The sequence below is a fragment of the Anabaena sp. 90 genome, assembly GCF_000312705.1.
In the GTDB taxonomy this organism is placed as follows: Bacteria; Cyanobacteriota; Cyanobacteriia; order Cyanobacteriales; family Nostocaceae; genus Dolichospermum; species Dolichospermum lemmermannii.
The window spans coordinates 796186-819965 of record NC_019439.1 but is presented as its reverse complement, the minus strand read 5'-3'; the positions used below and the strand labels follow the sequence as shown (position 1 = coordinate 819965).

At 38.7% G+C, this 23780-nt stretch carries 24 protein-coding genes; 15 read left to right on the top strand and 9 right to left on the bottom strand.

Annotation, left to right across the window (positions count from 1 at the left end; all coding sequences use genetic code 11):
* Positions 1 to 88 precede the first annotated feature (88 nt).
* Together hisD and ANA_RS22560 are read left to right on the top strand one after the other, a co-directional pair.
* Positions 89 to 1384 carry a histidinol dehydrogenase gene (gene hisD / locus ANA_RS22565; RefSeq protein WP_015083722.1) on the top strand — a complete coding sequence of 432 codons (1296 nt, stop codon included), beginning with the start codon at positions 89 to 91 and terminating at the stop codon, positions 1382 to 1384.
* Between the two features lie 99 nt (positions 1385 to 1483).
* Positions 1484 to 2653: a homocysteine biosynthesis protein gene (locus ANA_RS22560; RefSeq protein ID WP_015083721.1), complete on the top strand. Its 1170-nt coding sequence runs from the start codon at positions 1484 to 1486 to the stop codon at positions 2651 to 2653.
* A gap of 150 nt (positions 2654 to 2803) precedes the next feature.
* Here the strand turns inward: ANA_RS22560 and ANA_RS22555 are convergent, their stop codons facing one another.
* Positions 2804 to 3793: a hypothetical protein gene (locus ANA_RS22555; RefSeq protein WP_015083720.1), complete on the bottom strand. Its 990-nt coding sequence runs from the start codon at positions 3791 to 3793 to the stop codon at positions 2804 to 2806.
* A gap of 391 nt (positions 3794 to 4184) precedes the next feature.
* Here ANA_RS22555 and ANA_RS22550 point away from each other — a divergent pair, with 391 nt between their 5' ends.
* Positions 4185 to 5093, top strand: coding sequence for a tetratricopeptide repeat protein (locus tag ANA_RS22550; RefSeq protein WP_015083719.1), 909 nt, complete (start codon positions 4185 to 4187; stop codon positions 5091 to 5093).
* A gap of 121 nt (positions 5094 to 5214) precedes the next feature.
* Here the strand turns inward: ANA_RS22550 and ANA_RS22545 are convergent, their stop codons facing one another.
* Together ANA_RS22545 and ANA_RS22540 are read right to left on the bottom strand one after the other, a co-directional pair.
* Positions 5215 to 5556 carry a hypothetical protein gene (locus tag ANA_RS22545; protein ID WP_015083718.1) on the bottom strand — a complete coding sequence of 114 codons (342 nt, stop codon included), beginning with the start codon at positions 5554 to 5556 and terminating at the stop codon, positions 5215 to 5217.
* Between the two features lie 132 nt (positions 5557 to 5688).
* Positions 5689 to 6312 carry a TMEM165/GDT1 family protein gene (locus ANA_RS22540; RefSeq protein WP_015083717.1) on the bottom strand — a complete coding sequence of 208 codons (624 nt, stop codon included), beginning with the start codon at positions 6310 to 6312 and terminating at the stop codon, positions 5689 to 5691.
* 279 nt (positions 6313 to 6591) lie between these two features.
* Here ANA_RS22540 and arsM point away from each other — a divergent pair, with 279 nt between their 5' ends.
* A complete protein-coding gene (gene arsM / locus ANA_RS22535; RefSeq protein ID WP_015083716.1) occupies positions 6592 to 7560 on the top strand; it encodes an arsenosugar biosynthesis arsenite methyltransferase ArsM in 969 nt (322 codons plus the stop codon).
* 71 nt (positions 7561 to 7631) lie between these two features.
* Here the strand turns inward: arsM and ANA_RS22530 are convergent, their stop codons facing one another.
* Positions 7632 to 8450, bottom strand: coding sequence for an Rpn family recombination-promoting nuclease/putative transposase (locus tag ANA_RS22530; RefSeq protein ID WP_015083715.1), 819 nt, complete (start codon positions 8448 to 8450; stop codon positions 7632 to 7634).
* Between the two features lie 467 nt (positions 8451 to 8917).
* Here ANA_RS22530 and ANA_RS22525 point away from each other — a divergent pair, with 467 nt between their 5' ends.
* From ANA_RS22525 to ANA_RS22515, 3 genes are all read left to right on the top strand, one after another.
* On the top strand, positions 8918 to 9718 hold the full coding sequence (locus ANA_RS22525) for a formylglycine-generating enzyme family protein (RefSeq protein ID WP_015083714.1): 801 nt from the start codon (positions 8918 to 8920) through the stop codon (positions 9716 to 9718).
* Positions 9719 to 10142: 424 nt separating this feature from the next.
* Positions 10143 to 11117 carry an arsenosugar biosynthesis radical SAM (seleno)protein ArsS gene (gene arsS, locus ANA_RS22520; protein ID WP_015083713.1) on the top strand — a complete coding sequence of 325 codons (975 nt, stop codon included), beginning with the start codon at positions 10143 to 10145 and terminating at the stop codon, positions 11115 to 11117.
* Positions 11118 to 11588: 471 nt separating this feature from the next.
* A complete protein-coding gene (locus ANA_RS22515; protein ID WP_015083712.1) occupies positions 11589 to 12308 on the top strand; it encodes a class I SAM-dependent methyltransferase in 720 nt (239 codons plus the stop codon).
* Positions 12309 to 12607: 299 nt separating this feature from the next.
* Here ANA_RS22515 and mnmA read toward each other — a convergent pair whose 3' ends face one another.
* Positions 12608 to 13660, bottom strand: a complete 1053-nt coding sequence (gene mnmA, locus ANA_RS22510) for a tRNA 2-thiouridine(34) synthase MnmA (RefSeq protein ID WP_015083711.1) — start codon at positions 13658 to 13660, stop codon at positions 12608 to 12610.
* A 211-nt stretch (positions 13661 to 13871) separates the two neighbouring features.
* Between mnmA and psbP the strand changes: the two genes are divergently transcribed.
* Positions 13872 to 14417 carry a photosystem II reaction center PsbP gene (gene psbP / locus ANA_RS22505; protein ID WP_015083710.1) on the top strand — a complete coding sequence of 182 codons (546 nt, stop codon included), beginning with the start codon at positions 13872 to 13874 and terminating at the stop codon, positions 14415 to 14417.
* A 70-nt stretch (positions 14418 to 14487) separates the two neighbouring features.
* On the top strand, positions 14488 to 15081 hold the full coding sequence (locus ANA_RS22500; RefSeq protein ID WP_015083709.1) for a Maf family protein: 594 nt from the start codon (positions 14488 to 14490) through the stop codon (positions 15079 to 15081).
* Positions 15082 to 15101: 20 nt separating this feature from the next.
* Here the strand turns inward: ANA_RS22500 and ANA_RS22495 are convergent, their stop codons facing one another.
* Together ANA_RS22495 and ANA_RS22490 are read right to left on the bottom strand one after the other, a co-directional pair.
* Positions 15102 to 15518 carry a DUF4351 domain-containing protein gene (locus ANA_RS22495; RefSeq protein ID WP_051155263.1) on the bottom strand — a complete coding sequence of 139 codons (417 nt, stop codon included), beginning with the start codon at positions 15516 to 15518 and terminating at the stop codon, positions 15102 to 15104.
* 169 nt (positions 15519 to 15687) lie between these two features.
* The gene (locus ANA_RS22490) at positions 15688 to 16101 is read right to left on the bottom strand and encodes a hypothetical protein (RefSeq protein WP_051155262.1); all 414 of its coding nucleotides are present in this window, start codon (positions 16099 to 16101) and stop codon (positions 15688 to 15690) included.
* A 264-nt stretch (positions 16102 to 16365) separates the two neighbouring features.
* On the opposite strand from ANA_RS22490, the gene ANA_RS22485 reads away from it, so the two are divergent.
* The 3 genes from ANA_RS22485 (at position 16366) to devC (ending at position 20310) form a co-directional block, all read left to right on the top strand.
* Positions 16366 to 17106, top strand: coding sequence for a phycocyanobilin:ferredoxin oxidoreductase (locus ANA_RS22485; RefSeq protein ID WP_015083708.1), 741 nt, complete (start codon positions 16366 to 16368; stop codon positions 17104 to 17106).
* A gap of 561 nt (positions 17107 to 17667) precedes the next feature.
* Positions 17668 to 19086 carry an HlyD family efflux transporter periplasmic adaptor subunit gene (locus ANA_RS22480; RefSeq protein WP_015083707.1) on the top strand — a complete coding sequence of 473 codons (1419 nt, stop codon included), beginning with the start codon at positions 17668 to 17670 and terminating at the stop codon, positions 19084 to 19086.
* A 69-nt stretch (positions 19087 to 19155) separates the two neighbouring features.
* The gene (gene devC, locus ANA_RS22475; RefSeq protein WP_015083706.1) at positions 19156 to 20310 is read left to right on the top strand and encodes an ABC transporter permease DevC; all 1155 of its coding nucleotides are present in this window, start codon (positions 19156 to 19158) and stop codon (positions 20308 to 20310) included.
* On the opposite strand, the gene ANA_RS26785 is transcribed toward devC, so the two are convergent.
* The gene (locus ANA_RS26785) at positions 20307 to 20450 is read right to left on the bottom strand and encodes a hypothetical protein (RefSeq protein ID WP_158310565.1); all 144 of its coding nucleotides are present in this window, start codon (positions 20448 to 20450) and stop codon (positions 20307 to 20309) included. The two genes, devC and ANA_RS26785, sit on opposite strands and share 4 nt — an antisense overlap.
* Between ANA_RS26785 and ANA_RS22470 the strand changes: the two genes are divergently transcribed.
* Positions 20440 to 21156, top strand: coding sequence for a DevA family ABC transporter ATP-binding protein (locus ANA_RS22470; protein WP_015083705.1), 717 nt, complete (start codon positions 20440 to 20442; stop codon positions 21154 to 21156). The genes ANA_RS26785 and ANA_RS22470 overlap by 11 nt on opposite strands.
* A gap of 100 nt (positions 21157 to 21256) precedes the next feature.
* On the opposite strand, the gene ANA_RS22465 is transcribed toward ANA_RS22470, so the two are convergent.
* Positions 21257 to 22078 carry a hypothetical protein gene (locus ANA_RS22465; RefSeq protein ID WP_015083704.1) on the bottom strand — a complete coding sequence of 274 codons (822 nt, stop codon included), beginning with the start codon at positions 22076 to 22078 and terminating at the stop codon, positions 21257 to 21259.
* 105 nt (positions 22079 to 22183) lie between these two features.
* Here ANA_RS22465 and ANA_RS22460 point away from each other — a divergent pair, with 105 nt between their 5' ends.
* A complete protein-coding gene (locus ANA_RS22460) occupies positions 22184 to 22999 on the top strand; it encodes an HAD family hydrolase (protein ID WP_015083703.1) in 816 nt (271 codons plus the stop codon).
* 433 nt (positions 23000 to 23432) lie between these two features.
* Complete coding sequence (locus ANA_RS22455; RefSeq protein WP_015083702.1) at positions 23433 to 23771, top strand: Mo-dependent nitrogenase C-terminal domain-containing protein; 339 nt, start codon at positions 23433 to 23435, stop codon at positions 23769 to 23771.
* The last annotated feature ends 9 nt before the right edge of the window (positions 23772 to 23780 follow it).

Sequence of the window (23780 nt, the reverse complement as noted above, 5' to 3'; positions counted from 1 at the left end):
CTACTGACGCAATGTTGTAGTAGCAAGTAAAAAGCCCAAATGGTTCTGAAGATCAAAATATTGTAAAATTTGGCATTGTCATTACTCCATGCTGCGAATTATTACTCAGCAGGCAGACGTTAGATCAGAACTGCAACGGATCTGCGATCGCACCCAGGATGAACAGGTACTTCATAAAGAAGCAACAGTCCGCGAAGTGTTGCAAGCGGTGAAGCGCCAAGGTGACAAAGCTGTACTACATTATACAGCGGAATTTGATCACCAAATCCTCAAACCAGAAGAACTCAAAGTAACAGGCTCAGAACTGGATGCAGCTTACCAACAGGTATCCAAGGATTTCCTCCAGGCGATTCGCCTCGCTTGCCAAAAAATAGAAGCTTTTCACCGTCAGCGAGTTCCCAAAAGCTGGGTACAGTTTGGTGATGATCAAGTAGTTTTAGGCAAACGCTATACCCCCGTAGACCGAGCAGGTTTATATATCCCAGGCGGTCGGGCTTGTTACCCCAGTACAGTGTTAATGAACGCCATTCCGGCAAAAGTGGCTGGTGTCCCTCGTGTGGTGATGGTGACACCTGCTAGAGGCGGTAAAATGGTGAATCCTGCGGTTTTGGTAGCGGCCCAAGAAGCAGGAGTTCAGGAAATTTACCGTGTGGGTGGCGCTCAAGCTATCGCGGCTTTAGCCTATGGCACAGAAACCATTCCCAAGGTTAATGTCATTACAGGACCAGGGAATATTTATGTCACCTTGGCGAAAAAGTTGGTTTACGGAACGGTGGGAATTGATTCTTTAGCAGGTCCTAGCGAAGTGCTGGTAATTGCTGATGAAACAGCTAATCCTGCCTATGTAGCGGCTGACTTGTTAGCTCAAGCAGAACATGATCCTATGGCGGCCGCAATTTTGCTGACAACAGATGCTGGGTTGGCAAAAAAAGTACAAATGGCGGTGGAAAGACAATTGGTAGATCACCCGCGCCGGATAGATACGGAAAAAGCGATCGCCCATTATGGTTTAATCGTCGTGGTGGCATCCCTGGAAGCCGCCGCCGAACTTGCCAACGAGTTTGCACCAGAACACTTAGAATTAGAAGTTGCTGATCCTTGGGCTTTAATGAACCAAATTCGCCATGCTGGGGCAATTTTCTTGGGTAGTTCCACACCTGAAGCTGTAGGAGACTATTTAGCCGGTCCTAACCATACCTTACCTACTTCCGGTGCCGCCCGTTATGCTTCAGCTTTAGGGGTAGAAACATTTTTAAAACACTCAAGTATTATCCAATATTCACAAACTGCTTTGGAAAAAGTGGCATCTGCCATTGACATCTTAGCAACTACGGAGGGTTTACCTTCTCATGCTGATTCCGTTAAACTCAGGGTAGAGGATTGACACTCTGAGGTTGAAAATACGGTCTTAAAAATGACTCCCCCGTAAGCAGGCTATCGTCAACGCCCCCAGTGTACCGATAGTCCTTCAAATAAATTTAAAATGCGAACAATTGCGGAAATTAATGAGAAAATCACCCGAAAACGGGCGGTAGTCTGGACTGCTGAAGAGTTAAAAGCGCGAGTTGCGGAAATTGGTGTTAGTAAAGCTGCCAAAGAAGTAGATGTAATTACCACTGGCACATTTGAACCAATGGAATCAAGTGGTGCAATTATTAACTTAGGACATACTGACCCACCCATTAAAATTCGGCGTTGCTGGTTAGATGGAGTCCCGGCTTATGCGGGTTTTGGGGCTGTGGATTTATACTTAGGTGCTAGTTGTCCAGTTGACTCTCTGGATGGGGAAGACTTGCGGGAACGTGGTGGTGGTCATGTGATTGAGGATTTAATTGCCGGTAAATCTATCCAAGTTCGCGCTGTGGGACAAGTTACCGATTGCTACCCTAGAGCCACATTTGAAACCACCGTTACCCGTGACACTATCAATCAGTTTTATTTATTTAATCCGCGCAATCTTTATCAAAATTTTATTGTTGGTGTGAATGGAGGCGATCGCCCACTACATACCTATCTAGGACCATTGCAACCCCGCTTAGGAAATGCGGTTTATTCTAACCCCGGTTCGCTTTCCCCCCTCCTGAATGACCCCGATTTACAACTTGTGGGAATTGGGACAAAGATTTTTTTGGCTGGGGGTGTTGGTTATGTGGCTTGGGAAGGGACACAACATTTTCCCTTGCAAAAGCGGTTAGAAAATCGCACACCTATTGGACCTTCGGCAACTTTGGCGTTAATTGGTGATGCTAAACAAATGGATGCGCGATGGATACGAGGCTGTTATTTTAAAAGCTATGGACCATCTTTAATGATGGGTGTGGGTGTACCATTGCCAGTTTTAAATGCTGGTGTGGTAGAACGCTGTGCTGTGCAAGACAAGGATTTAGTAGCACCAATTGTAGATTTTTCGATTCCTCGTCGTGTCCGTCCTACCTTCGGTTTAGTGAGTTACGCACAACTTAAATCTGGACGTATCACTATTGAAGGTAGGACGGTACGAGTAGCCTCTTTAGCCAGTTTATTTCTTTCCCGACAAGTAGCCCAAGAGTTGAAACAGTGGATTAAAGAAGGGATATTTACCCTAACTGAACCAGTAGCCCCAATTCCTATGGAACGTTCTTTTTTACCCCAAGACCGTTGGACGGAGTTTTAAGAAGAAGGAGTCAGGAGTCAGGAGTCAGGAGTCAGGAGAAAGAGGGAATAAGAAAGAATAAAATTCTTTACCTGTTCCCTCAAAATTAATCCCCATTGAGTTTAAGCTTCTTGGCAATTAACAACTGACAACTGACAACTGACCAATCACCTAATCCGGACTTGGTTTAGGCTTTTTAACTGGCATAGGAGTGGGGGCTTTTGGTATGGGTTTGGTGATGACGGTGGGATCACCTGCTGTCTTTTTAATGGGACGTGGGGCATCTCCATTGCCATTGCGTCTGGGAGGGAATGGCCTTCTATCACCACCACCACCACCACCACCACCACGAGGCGCTCCTTTGAACGGTGGTCGGCGTTTTTTGGGTAAATCGGCGATCGCTTCGGCATTAACTACTACTAATGCGTCATTTTCCCGTTTAACATTGAAGTCCCAGAACTTACCTACAGCTTTGGTAGTTAATACGCCCTTGAGTTTCAACTTAAAATATTTAGCTTTATCAGTAGGTTTACGGGGAGCTTGTTTGATTTTCACAACCAAACTCTTTTCGTCAAAAGACTGGTAAACTACCTCACCACGCACAGAAAAGCCACCATCAGGAACTGCTGATGAAGGTTTTGGATGAATGCTTAACGCTACACTACCGTTATTAGAAACTGCTGTCGAATCTGTACCAGCTTCATCTAGTTCATATTTGGCCAGATTTTCTGGTTCCCAAACACCAACAATTTGCAGGTGCAATGCGTCATTTTCTTGTCTAGTGCGGGGATAAACTACCCATAGATGTTCTGTTTCTAGGTCTAAGTGATTTTTGACTAAACTCATAATCCGACCTAAGAGGACGGCATTAAGTTCAACCCCATCTTTTGTGATTAGTGTCCCCTGGGTGAACTGTTCATCACTAGCATGGTAACATCCGCGAATTAACCCAATAGCTCGGTATTGAGTCGGTTCGCTAGGAGGTGGAATTGGTTGTTCTCGATTAGGCAAATGCCCATTAGAGTCAGTCAGGGATTTTTCCAGTTTAGAGGATTGGTCTGCTAATGTATTAGCATTAACAGGGGATTCAATCTCTTTTATGCCTTGGTTAGAGGCTGTTAAATTTGCGGATTCAGAAGACGGCATCAGGTCGGAATTCATAAAAACTCCTTACGGCACAAGACATACCCCATTGTGGGATTTAATAAAAACAAAGGAAAAGAGCAAGTGTGTGACTGATCAGAGTATATTTCTTTTTAATCTGGTCAGTCCCTTGATGCTCTGTACGAAAATCAAAACGCCAGATATCACATTTATACACTAAATGTGTAATTTAGCGTCCTTAATCCAGTTATGGCTTACGCCAAGCTACGCTATCGGAAGCATAGCATACCGATAATTCGGACGGATCTTCCTAAAGTCATCACTTACTTTAGCAGGATAGATATTTATTTGTTATAAAATTCACAGACAAATGACCGTATTCCGCAAAGTTTTGGAAATTTTTAACTTTGCAATTTATCTCATTCCCATTTAGGAGCAGAATAATATTGTGTCTGAATCGCGTAATCGCTGGATAGTCCGAGTAGTTTTAGCTTTCGCTGTTGTTGCTTTTTTGGGTGTTTCTATTATGCCTATCATTACAGCGGTTAATAAACCCCAATCATCTCCACAAAATCAGCCCACTGCTGACCCTAAAATATCTTCATCGGAGCAAAAGTCAAAACTGGAAGATCAAGTTCGGGGTTATGAATTAGTTTTACAAAAAGATGCAGAAAATCAAACTGCACTCAAGGGACTTTTGCAAGCGCGTTTAGGTTTGTTGAGTCAAAAAAGCCAAGGGGAAGTGAAACCAGCGGATATTCAAGCTGTGATTGAACCTTTAGAAAAACTCGCTAAACTCAATCCCCAACAGTCGGAGTATGGGGTTTTACTGGCACAAGCTAAACAACAAATTGGTGATAAGGAGGGGGCTGCCCAAACTTATCGCTCTATTTTAACTAAAAAACCTGGTGATTTGAAAGCTTTGCAGGGCATGGTGAATTTGCAATTAAGTGAAAAGCGTCCAGAAGCAGCTATTGGCTTATTACAAGAAAGTTTAGCTGCTGCGACTCAAGCTAATACTATTCAGCCGGGTAGTGTGGATGTGGTTGCTGTGCAGGTGCTTTTAGGTAGTGTATACGCTTTTCAAAAGAATGATAATAAAGCTATCTCTGCTTATGATCAAGCAATTAAGAAAGATGCTCAAGATTTTCGCCCCGTTTTAGCAAAGGCAATGCTGTTTAAGGAACAAGGTAAGCTTGATAAAGCAAAACCTTTATTTGATAGTGCGACGGCTTTAGCACCGGCTCAGTATAAGGATGAAATAAATAAAGCCGCAGCTTCTAATCCTACTCCTACGGCATCACCTACGCCTTCATCCACAGAATCACCTACGGCATCACCTACGGCTACTCCGTAAGGTGTAGGGAGGAGAGGTAAACTGATAAAAGTCTCTGAGTTTTTTAGCAATAAAATAGGAGTTGAGCAAAAAATAATTCAACTCCTGATCAATAAATTATTTTTTGATCAGGATGCTGAAATTAAAAGGGTAAGTATCCTGTTGTAAGCATTTTATAACCAGAGGCGATGCAAATTAGTGAGAGAAAAAACTGCCATAAACTAGTAGGGTTAAGAATTGCACGACTGCTAATAAATATGGCCATAATACCAACGGCAACAGCAGTCCATCCCAAATCTTTCATACTTCCTGGAGCAAAAACTAGCAAGAGTACACCTGATGTTAATGCTAATACTGAAATATCAGCAGAAATTCCTCGCCACCAATAAGGATAAACATTGGTTGTAAAAAAGATATTTTCTCCTACAAGGTAAATACCCAAAATTAGCAACCCAAAGCCGACAATTCTCAGTAAAAAGCCCATAATGTACCCCTATAAAAAAATTTACATCTGACTAAGACTTAAAAGTACAACTGAGGGCGGGGAAACCACGCACCTACAGGTTTTGTAATTTTATCACGGTATCTCACTCAGGTGCATACAGGGGTATTGAATTTATTTTCCTTCTATGGCGGCCACTATGCCGAAGATGATAAATAGAAAGCCGCCTAAAAAGGTAATTTGTCTTTCAGAAATTTTACCTGCAATTAATCTACCACCGATGACGGCGATCGCTGCACAAATCGCGTGTCCTAATATTGCTCCCAGTGTCACACCAATGGGGTTATTCCTATTCACGGCTGCTGAAGCGATGGTGGCTATTTGTGTGCGATCGCCCCATTCTGCTATAAATGTTAGTACGAAGGATTTTAGTAAAATTGACCAGACACTTTTTTGCTGGGAATTATCTAAATCTGCCTTTTCTACCGCCTCTTGTGCCTCTTCTACGACTTCTTCGGTAGCAGATACAGCCATTTTATTGGCATCATAAATTAACTTCAAACCAAAGGCAATAAAGAAAACTATTTTGGCGTAATGAATATAGTCTTTTGGCAATAAAGATGCTACCTGCCCAAGCGCAACTGATAAGACAGTCATAGCCGCCAAAGCAGCTACCACACCAGCGAATACCAAGCGTCGGGGGTGGTGAATGGACAAAATCACAGCAATAAAAAATGTTTTATCACCTAGTTCGGAAAAGGTAATTAGTAGTAAACCTTCGGTAAAAGCTGTTAACACTCTCTCAAACTCCTAAAGGATTTTTTACCTGTGTGGAGTATCAATGAGAGCAATCAAACCTCACTGAACTCCACATAGTTAAATGTGTAGTCAGTGAAGGTCTCGCTTTCAAATACTTTATTTATTCGCTATCTAAACCAGGCTCATCACCAGTATGTTGACTTAGATATACTGAACAGAAAACTTTGATTTACTGCCAGCAGCTACTCCCCTTCTATTAGTTATGTATAATACTCTTTTTGACAACGAAAGTCAAGCCATAAACCCTAATTTGAGATTATGACCTATTTAGAAACCGCAGCCCAATTTTACAGCCAAGTTGCCCAAACACCAGAAATAGGTCTTTGTTGTGTTCAAAGTACACCTTTACAATTACCAGGGCTAAAAATTCCTCTAGCTATGCAGGAAATGAACTATGGTTGTGGAACTACGGTTCATCACAACGAACTCAATAATGAACCAACAGTCTTATATATTGGTGTCGGTGGCGGTTTAGAAGCTTTGCAATTTGCTTATTTTTCTCGTCGTCCTGGTGCGATTATTGCTGTCGAACCTGTGGAAGCTATGAGAGAAGCTGCAACCCGTAATTTACAACTTGCTGCAAAGGAAAACCCTTGGTTTGATCTTAGCTTTGTCGAAATTCGTCCGGGAGATGCGTTTAATTTACCTGTTGTTGATGCTTCTGTAGATGTAGTAGCGCAAAATTGCCTGTTTAATATTTTTGAACCAGCAGATTTAACTCGTGCTTTAAAAGAAGCATATCGGGTATTAAAATCAGGTGGACGCTTGCAGATGAGTGACCCGATTGCAACAAGTCCAATTCCTGCTCATTTACAACAAAATGAACATTTACGCGCTCTGTGTTTATCTGGCGCTATTACATATCCAGAATATACTCAATTAATTATTAATGCTGGTTTTGGACAAATTGAAATTCGCGCTCGTCGTCCTTATCGGTTGTTAGATAAACACAATTATCAATTAGAAGAAAATCTACTTTTAGAAAGTCTAGATTCTGTGGCTTTTAAGGTAGATATTCCCGCGGACGGTGCTTGTATTTTTACTGGGAAAACAGCGATTTATGCAGGTAAGGAAATATTTTTTGATGATAAGAATGGGCATATTTTACAAAGAGGAATTCCTGCGGCGGTTTGTGATAAAACAGCGGGAAATTTAGCAGTTGTAAATCCTGAAGAAATTATAATTACTGATTCTACATGGTATTACGATGGTGGGGGATGTTGTTAATTTTAGATAGTTATAGCTTGCGTGACGATGCAATAATCATCCGCCACGCTATCAGCAAGTTCTAATTAAAACTATGATTCTTGAATTTCTTTTTGTAAAGCCTGAATTTGTGCAAGAGATAATTCCGTAACTTCAGAAATTTGTTGTAAATTCATGCCAATTCGTAACAATTGCAAAGTAAACTTTTTGGTAGCTTCAGCTTTACCTTCAGCTTTACCTTCAGCTTTACCTTCAGCCTTACCTTCTTCTAAAGCTTCTTGATAAACTCTGGTTTGTTTCAACTCACTTAAACCTAACATAGCTTCAATCTCCTCTCTGCTTTTTTTGGGTAATTTGTAGACGATAATTGTCTCAATCAGATTAATTAAATCCCGTTTAATTTTGATATCAGTTAGTTGTTGGTTTGCTTGGGCAATTAAGCGTCTTGCTAATGCTGGTGCAGCCTTCTCTGTTTCTATTACTAGTTTAACAACTCCCACCCCTAAAGAACTCTCTCCCAACTCATCTAAATAAATGCGTGTAACTCTTTCAAGCAGCAAGATTTCGCCAAATTGTAAATTCTGTTCTCTTTCTATATTACGACTAGGATAGATGATTACAGCTTGCCAAGGATGAGGAGTTTTGTATTGTCGTAGGTAGAGAAAAAGTTCTGCAAAGAGACGATAATATAAATTATCATCGGGTTGAAATTGAACCTCGACAATATAAAATGGTTTTTTAGGATCTTTGGTGGTTGGTAAAAATAAACCGTCTAAACGAAAAGCCAGTTGTTTAACTTCACGAGAGGTAAATTCATAAACATCTGCTTCTGTGGGAGAATTATTAATTAATTCAAAAAAGATGCTAGGAAATGCTTGAAATAAGCTATAGAAAATTGTATCGGTTTTCACGGTAATTGAGTAATTTTTATATCTAATCTAGCTGAGGTTTCGCGCAAAGAGGCAAAGGAGCAAAGACGCAAAGAAAGAAAATTTTCCTCGTTCCCAGTCTCCAGATTTACGGTTTCCTCGTTCCCAGTCTCTGACTGGGAATGTTATCTTTGAGGTTCTACCTCCAGGTATAATAGAGGCAGAGCCTCTTAACTACATTCCCACGCAGAGCATGGGAACGAGAAAGACGCAAAGCAAGAAAATTCTCGTTCCCAGTCTCTGACTGGGAATGTCATCTTAGAGGTTCTACCTCCAGGTATAATAGAGGCAGAGCCTCTTAACTACATTCCCACGCAGAGCATGGGAACGAGAGAATAGGAGAAACTAGCGAGAAAATGGGGTAAAATCCTCAGATTTCTAATCTTTGCTTTTATTTCTCAACTAAGTATGGTTTAATTTAGATGGAATAAATAATTAATTTTATTAAAATGGCAGCAAATTATTTTGGACAAGACTTGGGAAATGGTGTGATTTTAGAAATGGTGGCTATTCCTGGGGGGACTTTTATCATGGGTTCTCCAGAAAATGAGGAAGGTTATTTTTATTGTCAAAGTCCACAACATCAAGTTACTGTTCCCCCATTTTTCATGGGTAAATATCCAGTTACTCAGAAACAATGGCGGGCTGTAGCTGCTCTGAAAAAGGTTAAGATTGATTTAAAATCTGATCCATCTCGGTTTAAAGGTGATGGTTCGACTTCGCTCACCAACAATTTGCCTGTTGAGTGTGTATCATGGAATGATGCTCAAGAATTTTGTGCCAGACTTTCCCGAATGGGAAATAAAACCTATCGTTTACCTAGCGAAGCTGAATGGGAATATGCTTGTCGTGGAGGAACTACTACCCCGTTTTATTGTGGGGAAACAATTTCTACAGATTTAGCTAATTATGATGGTAACTACACTTACGGGCAGGGACAAAAAGGAGAATATCGAGAAAAAACCACAGAGGTAGGAATTTTTCCCGCCAACCCTTTTGGTTTATATGATATGTGTGGGAATGTGTGGGAATGGTGTAAGGATGGGTGGCATGATCACTATATAAACGCGCCTACCGATGGCAGTGCTTGGACAAGTCTAAGCAGTCAACATAAGCTGCTGCGCGGTGGTTCGTGGAACGCCATTCCTGCATTTTGCCGTTCTGCTTATCGCCACGACTACAACCTCGGTTTCAACAGCTTCAATATTGGTTTTCGGGTTGTGTGTAGTGGTGCGGCGAGGACTTATTAGCACTCTACACTCTTGCTCTTTTGCGCTCTGCGCTCTTGATTCTTTTCACTTCCCTAGCGTAACGGAGTGGAGCGATCAAAAATATTTTATTTAGATTTTGGTAATGATTGATGAGTTGTTTCTTCATGATATAGGAAACTTTCGATTTAGTCAAGTGGTATGTTCCAATTATCAATAGTCTGCCACTTCCCCCTGTCTCTTAGAGGTTGTTTGAAAAGTATTATATCAAACCCCGTAATCTCCAAAAACCTAACCCCCCTACCCCCCTTCCCTGCAAGGGAATGGGGGTTTTAAAGCCTCTCCCCTTGCAGGGGAGAGGTTTGGAGAGGGGTCAGTCTATATATTCAAAACTTTTCAAACATCCTCTTAGGTTGAATGACCTTTAAAATATCCTCTTATAGAAATTCGTGCTAGAGATGCTTCTATGATTACACCTTTTTTTCAACAGCTAAATTCTCCTTTAACAAAAAAAGAAATTAACGTTTTACAAGTTAATTTGGGAAAACTTTGTAATTTGACTTGTAACCATTGCCATGTGGAAGCTGGTCCGAAAAGAACTGAGGAATTAACACCGGAAATTTGTCAACAGTTAATTACTTTAATTGAGAAGTTTCCGCAAATTAAAACGGTGGATTTAACTGGTGGCGCTCCAGAAATGAATTATGGTTTTAAGTCTTTGGTAGAAGCTGCTAAAAATGCAGGTAAACAGGTCATTGTCAGATCAAATTTGACAATTTATTTTGTGGAGGGATTTGAGGATTTACCAGATTTTTTTGCTCAACATCAAGTTAAAATTGTGGCTTCTCTTCCCTGTTATTTAGCAGACAATGTGGATAAAATGCGGGGGAATGGTGTTTTTGATCAATCTATTCAAGCTTTGCAATGGTTGAATAAATTAGGTTATGGTCAAAACCCAAATTTAGTTTTAGATTTGGTGTACAATCCTCCATTACCAAATAGTGAAAATTTTTCTTTAACTCCCGAACAAGAAAATTTAGAAAAGGCTTATAAAACCTTTCTGTTGGAAAAGTTTGATGTTCGATTTAATCATCTTTTCACGATTACTAATATACCTGTGGGGAGAACAAAGTTTCATTTAGAAAGAAAACAGCTTTATTTTAGCTATTTGCAGTTTTTAGAGTCTCACTTTAACCCCGACACAATTGATGGTTTAATGTGTCGTGAACAACTTTCTATTGATTATTTGGGGAATATTTATGATTGTGATTTTAACCAAATGATGAATTTACCTGCAAAAACTAGCAATGGTGAAAATTTGACGGTAAGTAAATTATTAGAAATTGGTAGTTTAGATATAATTCAAGAAGTCCAAACTGCTGAATATTGCTATGGTTGTACTGCGGGGTGTGGTTCTAGTTGTGGTGGTGCTATAATATAAGGTGACAAATATTAAGAATATATATATGTCATCAAAGAATTACTTTGTAAAGAAATTTGCGGTAGTTGAACTTCTAATTTTTAGATGAAGTATGATGAAGTAAGTTAAGTCTCCTCACACCACATTTTTTATTAAAGCCGTGAATTTATTTTTTCACGGTTTTTATTTTTTTATGGACAAAAAAATAATTATGACTTACGCATTGATAAAATTTTTAATAGGTGGTTTTGTTTGTGCTGGGGAACAGCTAATTAACAACCCAATGAAACTAAGAGGTTGTTTGAAAACTTTTCCGTGTGGTATCTGACACCCGCAGATCCCCCTAAATCCCCCTTGAAAAGGGGGACTTTGAGGAATTTAGCCCCCTTTTGTAAGGGGGGTTGGGGGGATATCGATTAATTCTGATACTTTTCAAACATCCTCTTATACTGCTATTATTTTCAATATATTGTCAGTTATGGGAATGCTTCCATGAATACTCTGAAAACTCAATCAGATAATTACTTTAAGAAGAATTGGGAAACATATCAAAAAGTCTTAGCCAATAATTACATGGAACACCGAGAAATTTATGGTGTTTTGCATAAATTATTAACTGATTACTTGCCAACACCATTTTCCTTACTTGAACTTGGATGCGGTGATGCTAGTTCATCAGTTCAAGCTTTATTAAATACTACCGTTGCCTCCTATACCGGAATTGACTTATCTGCGGCTGCTTTGGAAATTGCCCAAGGCAACATGGCACAAATTAACTGTGAACAAACTTTTATTGAAGACGACATATCGAAAGTTGTTGAGGAACTAGCTGAAAACCGAAAGCAAAGCTTTGATATAGTTACGACTTCCTTTGTTTTACATCATCTAAGTTTGGCACAAAAAGATAAAGTTATTGAGCAAGTATTCCATCTTTTGAAACCCAAGGGTGTATTTGTTTTGATTGACATAGTTTGTAAACAAGGGGAAGACCGAGAAAAATTTGTTAATCGCTACTTAGAAAATATGCGTCAAAACTGGACTGCACTCTCGTCTCAAGATATGTCCATGATTGAAAATCATATATCTACTTATGATTTGCCCGAAACTCAAACTACTTTGTACCAAATTGCACAAAAGCACAATTTTGTTCGTTTTGAATGCTTATACAAAGATACTCCTGAATCTGCACAATTTTTATGCCTATACAAGTGATTTTACACTCTCAGGGGTAAAGATACGGATCGAAACTATCATGACTTTGACACTCTTACTGGCTTTAGCCACTGAGATTCTTGGTTCAACGAGTCCACTTAGGGACTTCCAAATAAAAAAATACTCAACCACCTAACGCAAAAATCTCTCAAACCCTTATTCCTCTGTGTCCTCTGCGCCTCTGTGGTTCGTTAATCAGGATAATTTATTTCTTGGAAGTCCCTTAATTTAGACCCCTTGCGGTATTTAAGCCAGAGGTGGTTCTCTCCCCAGAAAGACAGGGCGCAGGCCCTGCGCCCCTACGATTGTTCGATGATTCCGCCACCTAATACCGTATCTTCGTCGTACCAAACCGCTGCTTGTCCAGGGGTGATGCTGAATTGTGGTTCATCAAATACTAACCGGACGCGGGAATCTGGTAGGGGAATGACTGTGACGGGTACGGGTTGGGAACGATAACGGATTTGAACTTCGGCGCGAATGGGGGCAACGGGTTCAGCTATGGAAACCCAATTTACTCGATTTATTGTACATTCTGACTGAGATCCTTTGGTGCGATCGCCTACAATTACCCTGTTATTAGCTGCATCTAATTCGATCACATACAAGGGGGCGGCGGCGGCGATACCTAAGCCTTTTCGCTGACCAATAGTGTAATGATGAACACCATCATGTTGTCCCAGAACTTTACCAGTTTCATCAACAATATCACCGGGTTTGGGGGCTAAATATTTATCTAAAAATGCCCGCATAGAACCATTGCTTTCTACCAAGCATAAATCTTGACTTTCTGGTTTATCGGCGGTTTTTAAGTTGTATTCAGTAGCAATTCTCCGAGTATCAGTTTTATTCAGTTCACCCAGAGGAAAAATTGTTGCCCCTAATAAGTCTTGGGATAAGTCATAGAGGAAATAAGATTGATCTTTGTTGCGGTCTACGGCTCGTAACAATTGGTAACGGTTAGTAGTGTCATCGTAGCGGATTTGGGCATAATGACCTGTGGCGATTTTCGTTGATGCCAATTTTTCCCGAGCATATTCCACCATTGGACCGAATTTCACCGTTTTGTTACATTGGGAACAAGGCAAAGGTGTAATTCCCACACTATAACCTGTCACTAAAAAATCAATAATTTCTGTTTGAAAGACATCCCGAATATCAACAACTTCATGGGGTATACCCAATTGTTCACAAATATCAGCCGCGTCGATCATTCCTTCAGAGCAACATTGCCCTTTGCCTTTCATCAGCCAAAGAGTTAAACCAATTACATCATAGCCCTGATTATGCAGCATAGCGGCGGCTACGGAACTATCAACGCCACCGGAAAGACCAACGACAACTTTTTTCATATTTTTCAAAGTCTTTGGGGCTTAATTGTTGCCACAAAGAGATTTTTATTTGACCACAAGGTGCGAGACTGTCCAATTATAGCACACATACTTATCAAGCCTGAAGGGGATAACAAAAGTAAAGTCTCCAGATTGTCCAGATTAGTGAGAAAATAAGAACTTGCAATTATCTTTACCTTGTATTCTTGACTGACCAAAGGAATTGGAAAAAATGTGGCAAAGAATTACGTTGATCTTATTATTGGTGTTGAGCTTCAGCTTGAGTAGTGTTGGTGTGGCTAATGCGGCTGGACTAAATCGGTTTGTAGATAGTGCTGACGGTTATCAATTTGATTATCCTAATGGTTGGTTACAAGTTAAAGTTGGTGATGGGCCTGATGTGGTGTTTCATGATTTAATTGAAGTATCAGAAAATGTGTCTGTGGTAATTAGTCCTGTTCCCTCTGGTAAAACTTTAGCGGAATTGGGAACACCAACAGAAGTCGGTTATAAGTTAGGAAAGGTGGCTCTTGCTCCTGTCGGTTCTGATCGGACTGCTGAGTTAATCAATGCGGCTGAAAGGGAAGTAAATGGGAAAATTTACTACTTTCTAGAATATGGAGTTAAATTTCCTAATGGACAGGAAAGACATAATATTTCTAGTGTGGCTATCAGTCGTGGTAAGCTGTTTACGTTTAATGCTTCTGTTCCTGAGAAACGTTGGAAGAAACTGCAACGAATTATTGATGAAGTTGTGAGTTCTTTCACTGTTTATTAATAATTAGAAATGGTGGTAATTGAGAATTAACTATGATCAATTACCCAAAAAATTACTTATACAGCAATTTATGAAAATTCCGCAATTTGTCCTTGCTTCTGCTTCTGTTGCCCGTCGTCGGTTATTGCAAACTGTGGGAATTGAACCAATGGTTTGTGCGAGTGATTTTGATGAGTCACAAATACAACTGACTGAACCTGGGGAATTGGTGAAAACGCTGGCTCAGTGTAAGGCGGAAACTGTGGTTTCCCAATTTCCATCAGCTTTGGTGATGGGTTGTGATTCTGTTTTGGCTATGGGTGGGGGGATTTATGGTAAACCAGAAAATGCTGAGGAAGCGATCGCTCGGTGGCAATTGATGCAAGGTAATTTTGGTGACTTGTACACTGGTCATGTTTTGATTGATACCACTAAAAATCAAACTGTGGTTAAATGTCAAGTTACTAGGGTGTATTTTGCAAAAATGAGCGATCGCGCTATTCTTGCCTATGTAGCTACAGGTGAACCTCTTCAATGCGCTGGGGCTTTTGCTTTAGAAGGTTTTGGGAGTTTATTTGTGGAGAAAATCGAGGGTTGCCACAGTAATGTCATTGGTTTGAGTTTACCCTTATTGCGGCAGATGATCGGGGAATTGGGATATGAAGTTATAGATTTTTGGGGATAATTTGTAAAATTATGATTTTTTCAATCACAATGTTCAGTTAACCAGTTAATTAGATCAGTTTCAGTTTTAAAATCTAATAAAGCTTCTCCTAAATCCTCTAATTGCAGAAAAGATAAGTCTTGAATTTTATTTTGAGTTTCAGTCCCTATTTTTCCTAAATGACGTTGAAGTTGACGAACAATTAATCTAATTTCAGAACGTCTTCCCTGTTCTAAACCTTCTCGAACGATTTTTTGATAAACGACAGATTCTTGCATAATATCCTCCCGAAAATAAGCGTTAATCAAATCCGCATCAAATCTAATTCCAGCTAGAAGTTGCACACAGGCTGAGACGTTGATTTGCTGTCTTCTATCTTCTATTATATTTACTTTAGCTGCAACTTGTTCTAATATTGCTCTGGGATTATCAACTTTGGCTAATACAGCTAAGGGCAAAAGTTCGGTCGTTGCTAATAATGGTTGAGAGGGTGTTTGAAAAGTCCCTCATGGTGTATCGAATATTTTTAGATCCCCCTAAATCCCCCTTAAAAAGGGGGACTTTGACTCTAGTTCCCCCCTTAACAAGGGGGGTTAGGGGGGATCTGTAAGTGCCTAAAATCACAACCTAAAACTTTTCAAACATCCTCTGAGGATCACATTCCCAAATTCTGATGACTCGATAGCGATGAAAAGTATTAGCTGTTTTAAATTCATTGATAAAAACCTCCTCTGATGTGGTGGGTTTTAAAAAGATAATAATTTGTTCAATGTTAGTATCATATTGGCGATATAATCTCACCCAATAATCTAGCATTCGTAATGGTAGCGGGGGTTTTGATTGATGAACTGTTTGAAATTCTAAATGAATGATATTGTTGTTGGTTTTTAATAAAAAAAGTCCATCAACACGAATTGGTTCTAAGTTTAATTCTGTTTTTAGTAATTCTGGATTTTCTGTAATTTCTGTATTCAACAACCATTGAACAATGGCTTGGGGATATTCTTCAATTAAGTATTTCAGCGTACTGTCATAGCTCATATTTTTTTATGGTCGTTATTTATTTGTAAAGAATTATCATAATTTGGTTTTTGAAATTATTATTTGAGTCAGTAGTCATATATTAATATCTTACAATTCAGTATCCCAGATAATTAATCATATTACAGAATACAATTGCACTTTTTGTTACATAAATTTATTTTCATGATCAGCCCATACTATAACTCTTTGTTTATATTTCCAGGCAGAAAAAATGGTACAAATAATTGTAAACTAACAAATAAATTGTCCCTCTTACATAATATGTCTTCTACTCCTTCTCTTCGTGAACAACAACATCCTCTGATTCGTCAACTAGCTGATTGTATTGAAGCAGTTTGGCATAAACACCTAGACTTATCACCATACCATTTACCAGCGGAATTGGGATATGTAGAAGGTAAATTAGAAGGGGAAAAACTAATTATCGAAAATCGCTGTTATCAAAGTCCCCAGTTTCGCAAAATACACTTGGAACTAGCAAGAGTAGGGAATATGTTAGATATTCTGCACTGTGTGATGTTTCCCCGTCCAGAATATGATATTCCCATGTTTGGTTGTGATTTAGTCGGAGGTAGAGGTCAAATTAGTGCAGCAATTGCCGATCTTTCGCCGGTAAACTTAGAGCGGATTTTACCAGATGGTTATAATTCGCAACTTAGTAAATTAACCACAGCCAACTTTTCTCAACCTCGTGATTTACCAGAATGGGGAAATATTTTTTCCGATTTTTGTCTATTTATTCGTCCTAGTTCCCCCCAAGAAGAAACAATGTTTATTTCTCACGTAGAATCATTTTTAGATATCCATTGTACACAAGCCATCGCATCTAGTCCAGTTGCACCGGAAAAAGTAGCTCAAATTATTGCTGGACAACATAATTATTGTACCAAACAGCAACAAAATGATAAAACCCGTAGAGTTTTAGAAAAGGCTTTTGGTGTAGATTGGGCAGAAAATTATATGACTAAAGTTTTATTTGACTTGCCAGAGTTACCAGAATAATCTGAGAAAATATTACCAAAAGTGTCAGCAATTAAAAATTGCTATTACCTTATCTGTAAAATGCGTTACGTTTTCCCTCAACTGATAAATGTAGAATTTATATGAAGTCATCACCACTGATACTTTTGGGAGGGAAAACTAACGTTAATCACTAAAATTCCTAGTTATCTGGTTTTGGCTGATAATTAGTAATTATTAATTGTTAAAATTCTTACCTATTTGCTCAAAAGTTTTATTTTCTCTTGTAAACTGCAAGTTTTGAAGTTTCGCACATCTTCTTAAAAATGAAGTGTGGAATCTCAACTACTAATGATTTATAAAATCTACCAATTGTATCCCAGGTTGCTTTGAGATAGAAATTTTCATGTAAAGATAATACACCTGAATAATCACAGAGTGTAGTTTATCCAAAGTTAATCATACCCAACAATAGTTATAAAATTGCCAAAACAAAAACCTAAAGAGGTGTAAATCTTGGATAAAGTTTGCTGTGGATTTTAATTACAGCTAATTTACTTTTTTAGTTTCATCACCACAATTCAGATAAATAGGTTAAATATCATGTCAAGGGTGAATGAAAAATCAAAATCCCCAGAAAAGGCACTTGAGCAGCCAAAAATTTGGTTGAGTATTGCCGTAGCTTTACCAGTAGCTATAGCTGCCGGTTTCTTAGCTACAGCGAGAATGGAACAATTAAAAAAACTGACTTCTACTGTATCTGTTGCTCCAGTTCCCAATAGTATTACTGCCATAGGACGCTTAGAACCAAGAGGAGAAGTAGTTAAACTTTCTGCTCCAGCGGGTTTATCAGGTAGTTCACGAGTACAACAACTTTTAGTCAGAGAAGGGCAACGAGTACAGCAAGGACAGATTGTGGCCATTTTAGACAGCCGCGATACCAGTATGGCAGTAGTAGAAGAAGCCAAAGCTAAATTGCAAGAATCCCGTGCGAATTTAGCCCAAGTTAGTGCTGGTCCACCAAGAGATGCTCAAGCTCAAAGATTCATTATTTCTCGGTTGCAAGCCCAACTAGCTGGAGAAAAAGAGGCTCAACAGGCAACAATTAGCCGAATTGCTGCCCAGTTAAGTGGTGATAAAGTTGCCCAACAAGCCACAGTTAACCGTTTGGAAGCGGAACTACTGGGACAAAGAAATTCTTTAAAAGCCAATATGGAGCGGATTAGAGCCGAACAACGAAATGCTCAAGTAGATTATGGGCGCTATGATTTTTTATACAAACAAGGTGCTATTTCTCAGCAAGAACGCGATCGCCGTCGCTTAAGTGCGTTAACTACAAATCAACAGTTAATTGAAAGTGAAGCTAGTTTAAAACGGGCAATAGATACTATTCAACAGCAAGTTTCCGAAGCTAGAGCTAATCAAATTAAAACCCTAGCGACCTTACAACAGCAGTTAATTGAAGCCACAGCCAACCGTAACAAAACTGTCTCCACTTTACAAAGACAAATAGACGAAGAAAGAGAAAGATTGAGCAGAATATTAGTAGTTAGTCCGCTAAATGTCCAAGTTGCTCAAGCACAAGTTACTAATGCCATTGCTTTAATGAGAAAAGCTCAAGTAGAACTTCAGCAAAGCTATGTTAAAGCTCCTAGTTCTGGTGAAATATTAAAAATTCACACTAAATCAGGGGAAATCATGGGAGCAAATGGAATTGCGGAAATCGGACAAACAGATCAAATGTTTGTAGTTGCAGAAGTTCCTGAAGATAGTATTAATAAAGTCCGTTTGGGTCAAAGTGCTACTATCTCTAGTGACAACGGCGCATTTAATGGTCAATTAAAAGGCAGAATTACATCAATTGGTAGAAAAATTGGCAAGAAAGATGTCCTCAATAATGATCCAGCGGCAGATATTGATGCCAGAGTTGTCGAAGTGAAAATTGCCCTATCTCCAGAATTTACCAAGCAAGTTTCCGGTTTAACAAATGCTAAAGTCACCGTAGAAATTAATGAGAATTAACTTCCTATTTCTACGCCAAATATTCATGTTCAACTACTTAATTAGTATCGAGATCAAAAAAAATAAAAAATGGCAGTAAAAATACCTTTATCTTGGCTGCAACTGACAAGAGAAAAAACTCGCCTAGCAGTGGCTTTGTCAGGTATTGCCTTTGCTGATATTTTAATGTTCATGCAGCTAGGTTTTCGGGATGCACTCTATTACAGTAACGTGAGAATGCACAGCAGTTTAGCCGGAGAAGTGGTTTTAATTAACAGTCAATCTAATGCTGTTTTAGCAATGAAAACCTTTTCCCAACGCCGTTTATATAAGGCATTAGACTTGCCTACAGTTCAGTCAGTACATCCTATATATTTAGACTATACAAGCTGGAGAAATCCTGTTACAGGTCGCCCTCGCAGTATCTTAATTTTCGGCATAAATCCAGAAGTTAATCTTTTTGATTTACCTGGAGTAGACGAAAATTTAAATAAACTCAAACTTCCTGATGTTGTTTTATATGACCGTTCTTCCAGAGTAGAATATGGTCCGATTGCTGATAGTTTTAATGCCGGAAAAGTTGTAACAGCCGAAGTACGCAGAAGAAAAGTTCAGGTCGGTGGATTATTTACATTAGGGGCATCTTTTGGTGCAGATGGAAATTTAATTACCAGTGATGTTAACTTTTTACGGATTTTTAATAACCGTCAAAGGGGATTAATTGATATTGGCATTATTAAGTTAAAGCCTGGTGCAGATCCCATCCTAGTAGCTCAAGAATTGCGAAGTTATCTACCTACAGATATCAATGTTTTAACTAAGGAAGAATTTATTGAATTTGAAAGAAATTATTGGGCAAGTAGTACAGCTATTGGCTTTATTTTTACCTTGGGAACAATTATGGGTTTTATTGTAGGAACTGTAATTGTTTATCAAATTTTGTATACAGAAGTCAATGACCATTTATCTGAATATGCTACGCTCAAAGCTATAGGTTACACTCAAAATTATTTACTAACTGTAATTCTTCAAGAGGCTTTTTTATTAGCTGTTGTTGGTTATTTACCTGGATTTGGCTGCGCTCTTGTTCTTTACAATGTTGCTAGAGATGCTACACTTTTGCCTATATTTATGAGTTATAATCGCGCCATTATGGTAATCATGTTAACTATTTTAATGTGCTTTATTTCGGGAATGATTGCTATTCGGAAATTAAGTTCTGCTGATCCAGCCGATATTTTTTAGCTTAGTTCTTGGTCATTGGAAAAAACAATATTTATTCTTCCTTCTTCCTTCTTTCTTCTTCCTTCTTTATCCTGACTCCTGACTCCTGACTCCTGACTCCTGACTCCTGAACTCCTGAATCCTTTTATTATGATCAACAAAGAACCTGTAATATCTATTAAAAATATCAATCACTACTACGGTAAAGGATCGCTGAAAAAACAGATCCTATTTGATATTAGTTTGGAAATATATGCTGGAGAAATCGTGATTATGACTGGACCATCTGGTTCAGGGAAAACGACTTTATTAAGTTTGATTGGTGGGTTAAGATCGGTACAAGAGGGAAGTTTAAAATTCTTAGGTGATGAATTGTGTGGTGCTAGTCAAAACAAACTGGTACACATGAGACGGAAGATTGGTTATATTTTCCAAGCTCATAATTTATTGGGTTTTTTAACTGCTCGGCAAAATGTGCAAATGGCTGTGGAATTAAATAATAATATTTCCCAATCAACAGCTATTTCCCAATCAGAAGATATGCTGGCATCTGTAGGTTTACAAGAACGGGTTAACTACTATCCAGATAATTTATCTGGTGGACAAAAACAAAGAATAGCGATCGCTCGCGCTTTAGTTAATCATCCTCCTTTAGTATTAGCAGATGAACCAACAGCCGCATTAGATAAACAATCAGGACGTGATGTAGTCGAAATCATGCAGCGTTTGGCTAAAGAACAGGGAACTGCTATCTTATTAGTCACCCATGATAACCGGATTTTAGATATCGCTGATCGCATTGTCGAAATGGAAGATGGTCTTCTAACCCGTGACGCTCAAAATGTTGCTTCTAATCACAACTCCTAATTTTGATGATCCGTCTTCTTCAATACAAGTGATGTATTCCAAACCAAAATTTTTTTCCGGTTTGAATTTTTCGGTATTTATTCGTAATTTCAAGTTGTGATTATTTCTGAATAGTGTCTGCATGATGTGAATTTGCTGTCCTATTGTTTTTTGTCAGAGGGGTTTGACGGCTAGTTCTAAATGTCACATTCACGCCTTCATTTGATTGTTCTAGTATCAGCAACGCGGTAGGTTTAGCCTTTTGATCCCAGTGCATATAAACAATCCTACCTTGAATAGTCGGTTGCCAGGTATCATCATCTTCCTTGGGTCTAAGGTATGTTTCTATACAATTCATAATTTCACTAATTGTAGAAGAAGTAGCTTGAGTTGGCAACTTCATTAATCGAATTTGCGCTCTAAACAGCACCCGTTTCACAATGTTGGGTGCTACACCAGTTTCATACTCAATATCGAAAGTTTCATCTATTTCCTTACCAGTATTACTAGCAACTCCTATAGATCCTTGGTTAGCTTGAGCAGGACGTAGGACTTGAGATATCTTATCTTTAACCTTAATTTTAATTTGATTAACTAGGGCAAAATAGAATACCTCCTCTGACATCCGCATTCGCAGATAATCTAAGTTAAAGTCCCGTGAGTGAAGTAAATCTGGATTAGTTTCCATTTTGCGAATAGTTTCTAAAGCTAACTTCAGCTTTCTCTCTAATTCTCGTGTGCGGAATTTTTCAAAAGTTAGTTTTTTCTCCCCCTTTTGCACTAAAATTTTGCCATAAATAATTACAGCAACCAGAGCTAAAACCAGTCCTCCACTAGCACACAATAGCAATGGTATAGCTGGTAATTCATTGCTAGAAACTTCTGTATTCGTTTTTGTTGTTTTCAATCTAGACGATTGAGCCAGAAAAATTGTACTAACCATAATTCACAATTTGAACCTTTTAACTCCTGATGTTTATAATACCCAAATCTTATTTAGTAGTTGGCTGTGGTATAAGTATTTTTTAGATTGTCTTGATCATGTCATATGTACAAACCTATTAGTCACTTGGATCAGCATTTTATCAATATACAGCCATTGTCTAATATAACATCTACGCATTCATCTCATATTTGCCTGTTAGCAACAGATATGGATGGGACACTAACTAAAGATGGCAGATTTACATCTCAACTGCTAAATACTTTAGAGAGTCTATCAGCAGCCAAAATTCCGGTCTTGATTGTGACTGGACGTTCGGCAGGGTGGGTAAGTGCTATTAGTAGTTTAATGCCCATTGTCGGTGCAATTGCCGAAAATGGTGGTTTATTTTATCCATCAGGTAATTCTGATCCAGTTACACTCACGCATATTCCTGATTTGGCTAACCATCGTCAAGATTTAGCTAGAACCTTTGTGAACTTACAAACTTATTTTCCGCAAATCCGAGCATCTGCTGATAATTTATTTCGAGTCACAGACTGGACATTTGATCTTACCTCACTAACGGCTGATCAACTAAAAAATATAAGTGATCTTTGTAAACAGATGGGTTGGGGATTTACTTACAGCAATATTCAGTGCCATATTAAACCCCAAGGACAAAATAAAGCTGCTGGTTTATTAAAAGTCTTAGATCAATATTTTCCCACATACTTGCCAGAACAGGTTATCACTGTTGGTGACAGTCCCAATGATGAAAGTTTATTTAACCAGCGTTATTTTCCTATGTCCGTAGGTGTGGCAAATATCCAGGAGTATACAAATCAGTTACAGCATCAACCTACATATATAACTACAGCAGCCGAAGGAGATGGTTTTTGCGAGTTGTGTAGTTATATTTTGCAAAATTGCCAGCGTTAGCAGGAGGTAGGGACGCAGGGACTAGGCCCAGTTAGGAGTCACCGAGTCAGAAGAAAATTACCTGTTCCCTATTCCCTGCGATAAAGTGACTTGCATAGCTTTTTTATTGATCTTCTATCACCTAAAATTAATGTCATCGTTTCCTAATGGTTATGCAGTCTAGCTGGAGGAGAAAGCTATATACATCAGTGTTTTTGGCAATTCCCATAGTAATTTCATATATAAAATTACTATATTCAATATCAGGAATCCATAAGCTAAAACTATACCATTTTTATATTTTCTTTGTTATTTTGTATTCAACTGAACAGTTATTCAACACAAAGCCAGTTTTAATAAAAATTAGTTCAACTACTTTACCGTTCTTCAAGTTCAGTCCAAATTGCCACATTCTCCAGTTTCTATCAATCTCATCTACATAGGATTTACAATAATGCTAAAAACAAATAGTGAACCGATGATTCTCTCCAGTTTTGTCAACCCTATCGAAGAAAACCATTCAGTTAAAAATAAGTTTGATTTATTGCAAAAAATCCGTCAATGGTTCGACGACATTGAAATTGATAATCGTCGAGTTGCCAAATTGATTGCTAAAGTAATTCCTGCCCAATGTCCCTTTGAGCGTGATATCGTGGTTTTTGGACGAACAATTGCTCATATTCCACCTATGTGCAAACTAAACCCACTGTATGATCAGTTTGTCGGCTTGCGTTTTCGCGCATTATGTTATTTAGTAGATAAGTGTGGAGAAGACATCCAATCTTATTGTTAAATAAAACTC

Coding starts and splice junctions, on each gene's coding strand:
- hisD (WP_015083722.1), top strand. CDS start 89: ATGCTGCGAATTATTACTCAGCAGGCAGACGTTAGATCAGAACTGCAA.
- ANA_RS22560 (WP_015083721.1), top strand. CDS start 1,484: ATGCGAACAATTGCGGAAATTAATGAGAAAATCACCCGAAAACGGGCG.
- ANA_RS22555 (WP_015083720.1), bottom strand. CDS start 3,793: ATGAATTCCGACCTGATGCCGTCTTCTGAATCCGCAAATTTAACAGCC.
- ANA_RS22545 (WP_015083718.1), bottom strand. CDS start 5,556: ATGGGCTTTTTACTGAGAATTGTCGGCTTTGGGTTGCTAATTTTGGGT.
- arsM (WP_015083716.1), top strand. CDS start 6,592: ATGACCTATTTAGAAACCGCAGCCCAATTTTACAGCCAAGTTGCCCAA.
- ANA_RS22525 (WP_015083714.1), top strand. CDS start 8,918: ATGGCAGCAAATTATTTTGGACAAGACTTGGGAAATGGTGTGATTTTA.
- arsS (WP_015083713.1), top strand. CDS start 10,143: ATGATTACACCTTTTTTTCAACAGCTAAATTCTCCTTTAACAAAAAAA.
- ANA_RS22515 (WP_015083712.1), top strand. CDS start 11,589: ATGAATACTCTGAAAACTCAATCAGATAATTACTTTAAGAAGAATTGG.
- mnmA (WP_015083711.1), bottom strand. CDS start 13,660: ATGAAAAAAGTTGTCGTTGGTCTTTCCGGTGGCGTTGATAGTTCCGTA.
- psbP (WP_015083710.1), top strand. CDS start 13,872: ATGTGGCAAAGAATTACGTTGATCTTATTATTGGTGTTGAGCTTCAGC.
- ANA_RS22500 (WP_015083709.1), top strand. CDS start 14,488: ATGAAAATTCCGCAATTTGTCCTTGCTTCTGCTTCTGTTGCCCGTCGT.
- ANA_RS22490 (WP_051155262.1), bottom strand. CDS start 16,101: ATGAGCTATGACAGTACGCTGAAATACTTAATTGAAGAATATCCCCAA.
- ANA_RS22485 (WP_015083708.1), top strand. CDS start 16,366: ATGTCTTCTACTCCTTCTCTTCGTGAACAACAACATCCTCTGATTCGT.
- ANA_RS22480 (WP_015083707.1), top strand. CDS start 17,668: ATGTCAAGGGTGAATGAAAAATCAAAATCCCCAGAAAAGGCACTTGAG.
- devC (WP_015083706.1), top strand. CDS start 19,156: ATGGCAGTAAAAATACCTTTATCTTGGCTGCAACTGACAAGAGAAAAA.
- ANA_RS22470 (WP_015083705.1), top strand. CDS start 20,440: ATGATCAACAAAGAACCTGTAATATCTATTAAAAATATCAATCACTAC.
- ANA_RS22465 (WP_015083704.1), bottom strand. CDS start 22,078: ATGGTTAGTACAATTTTTCTGGCTCAATCGTCTAGATTGAAAACAACA.
- ANA_RS22460 (WP_015083703.1), top strand. CDS start 22,184: ATGTACAAACCTATTAGTCACTTGGATCAGCATTTTATCAATATACAG.
- ANA_RS22455 (WP_015083702.1), top strand. CDS start 23,433: ATGCTAAAAACAAATAGTGAACCGATGATTCTCTCCAGTTTTGTCAAC.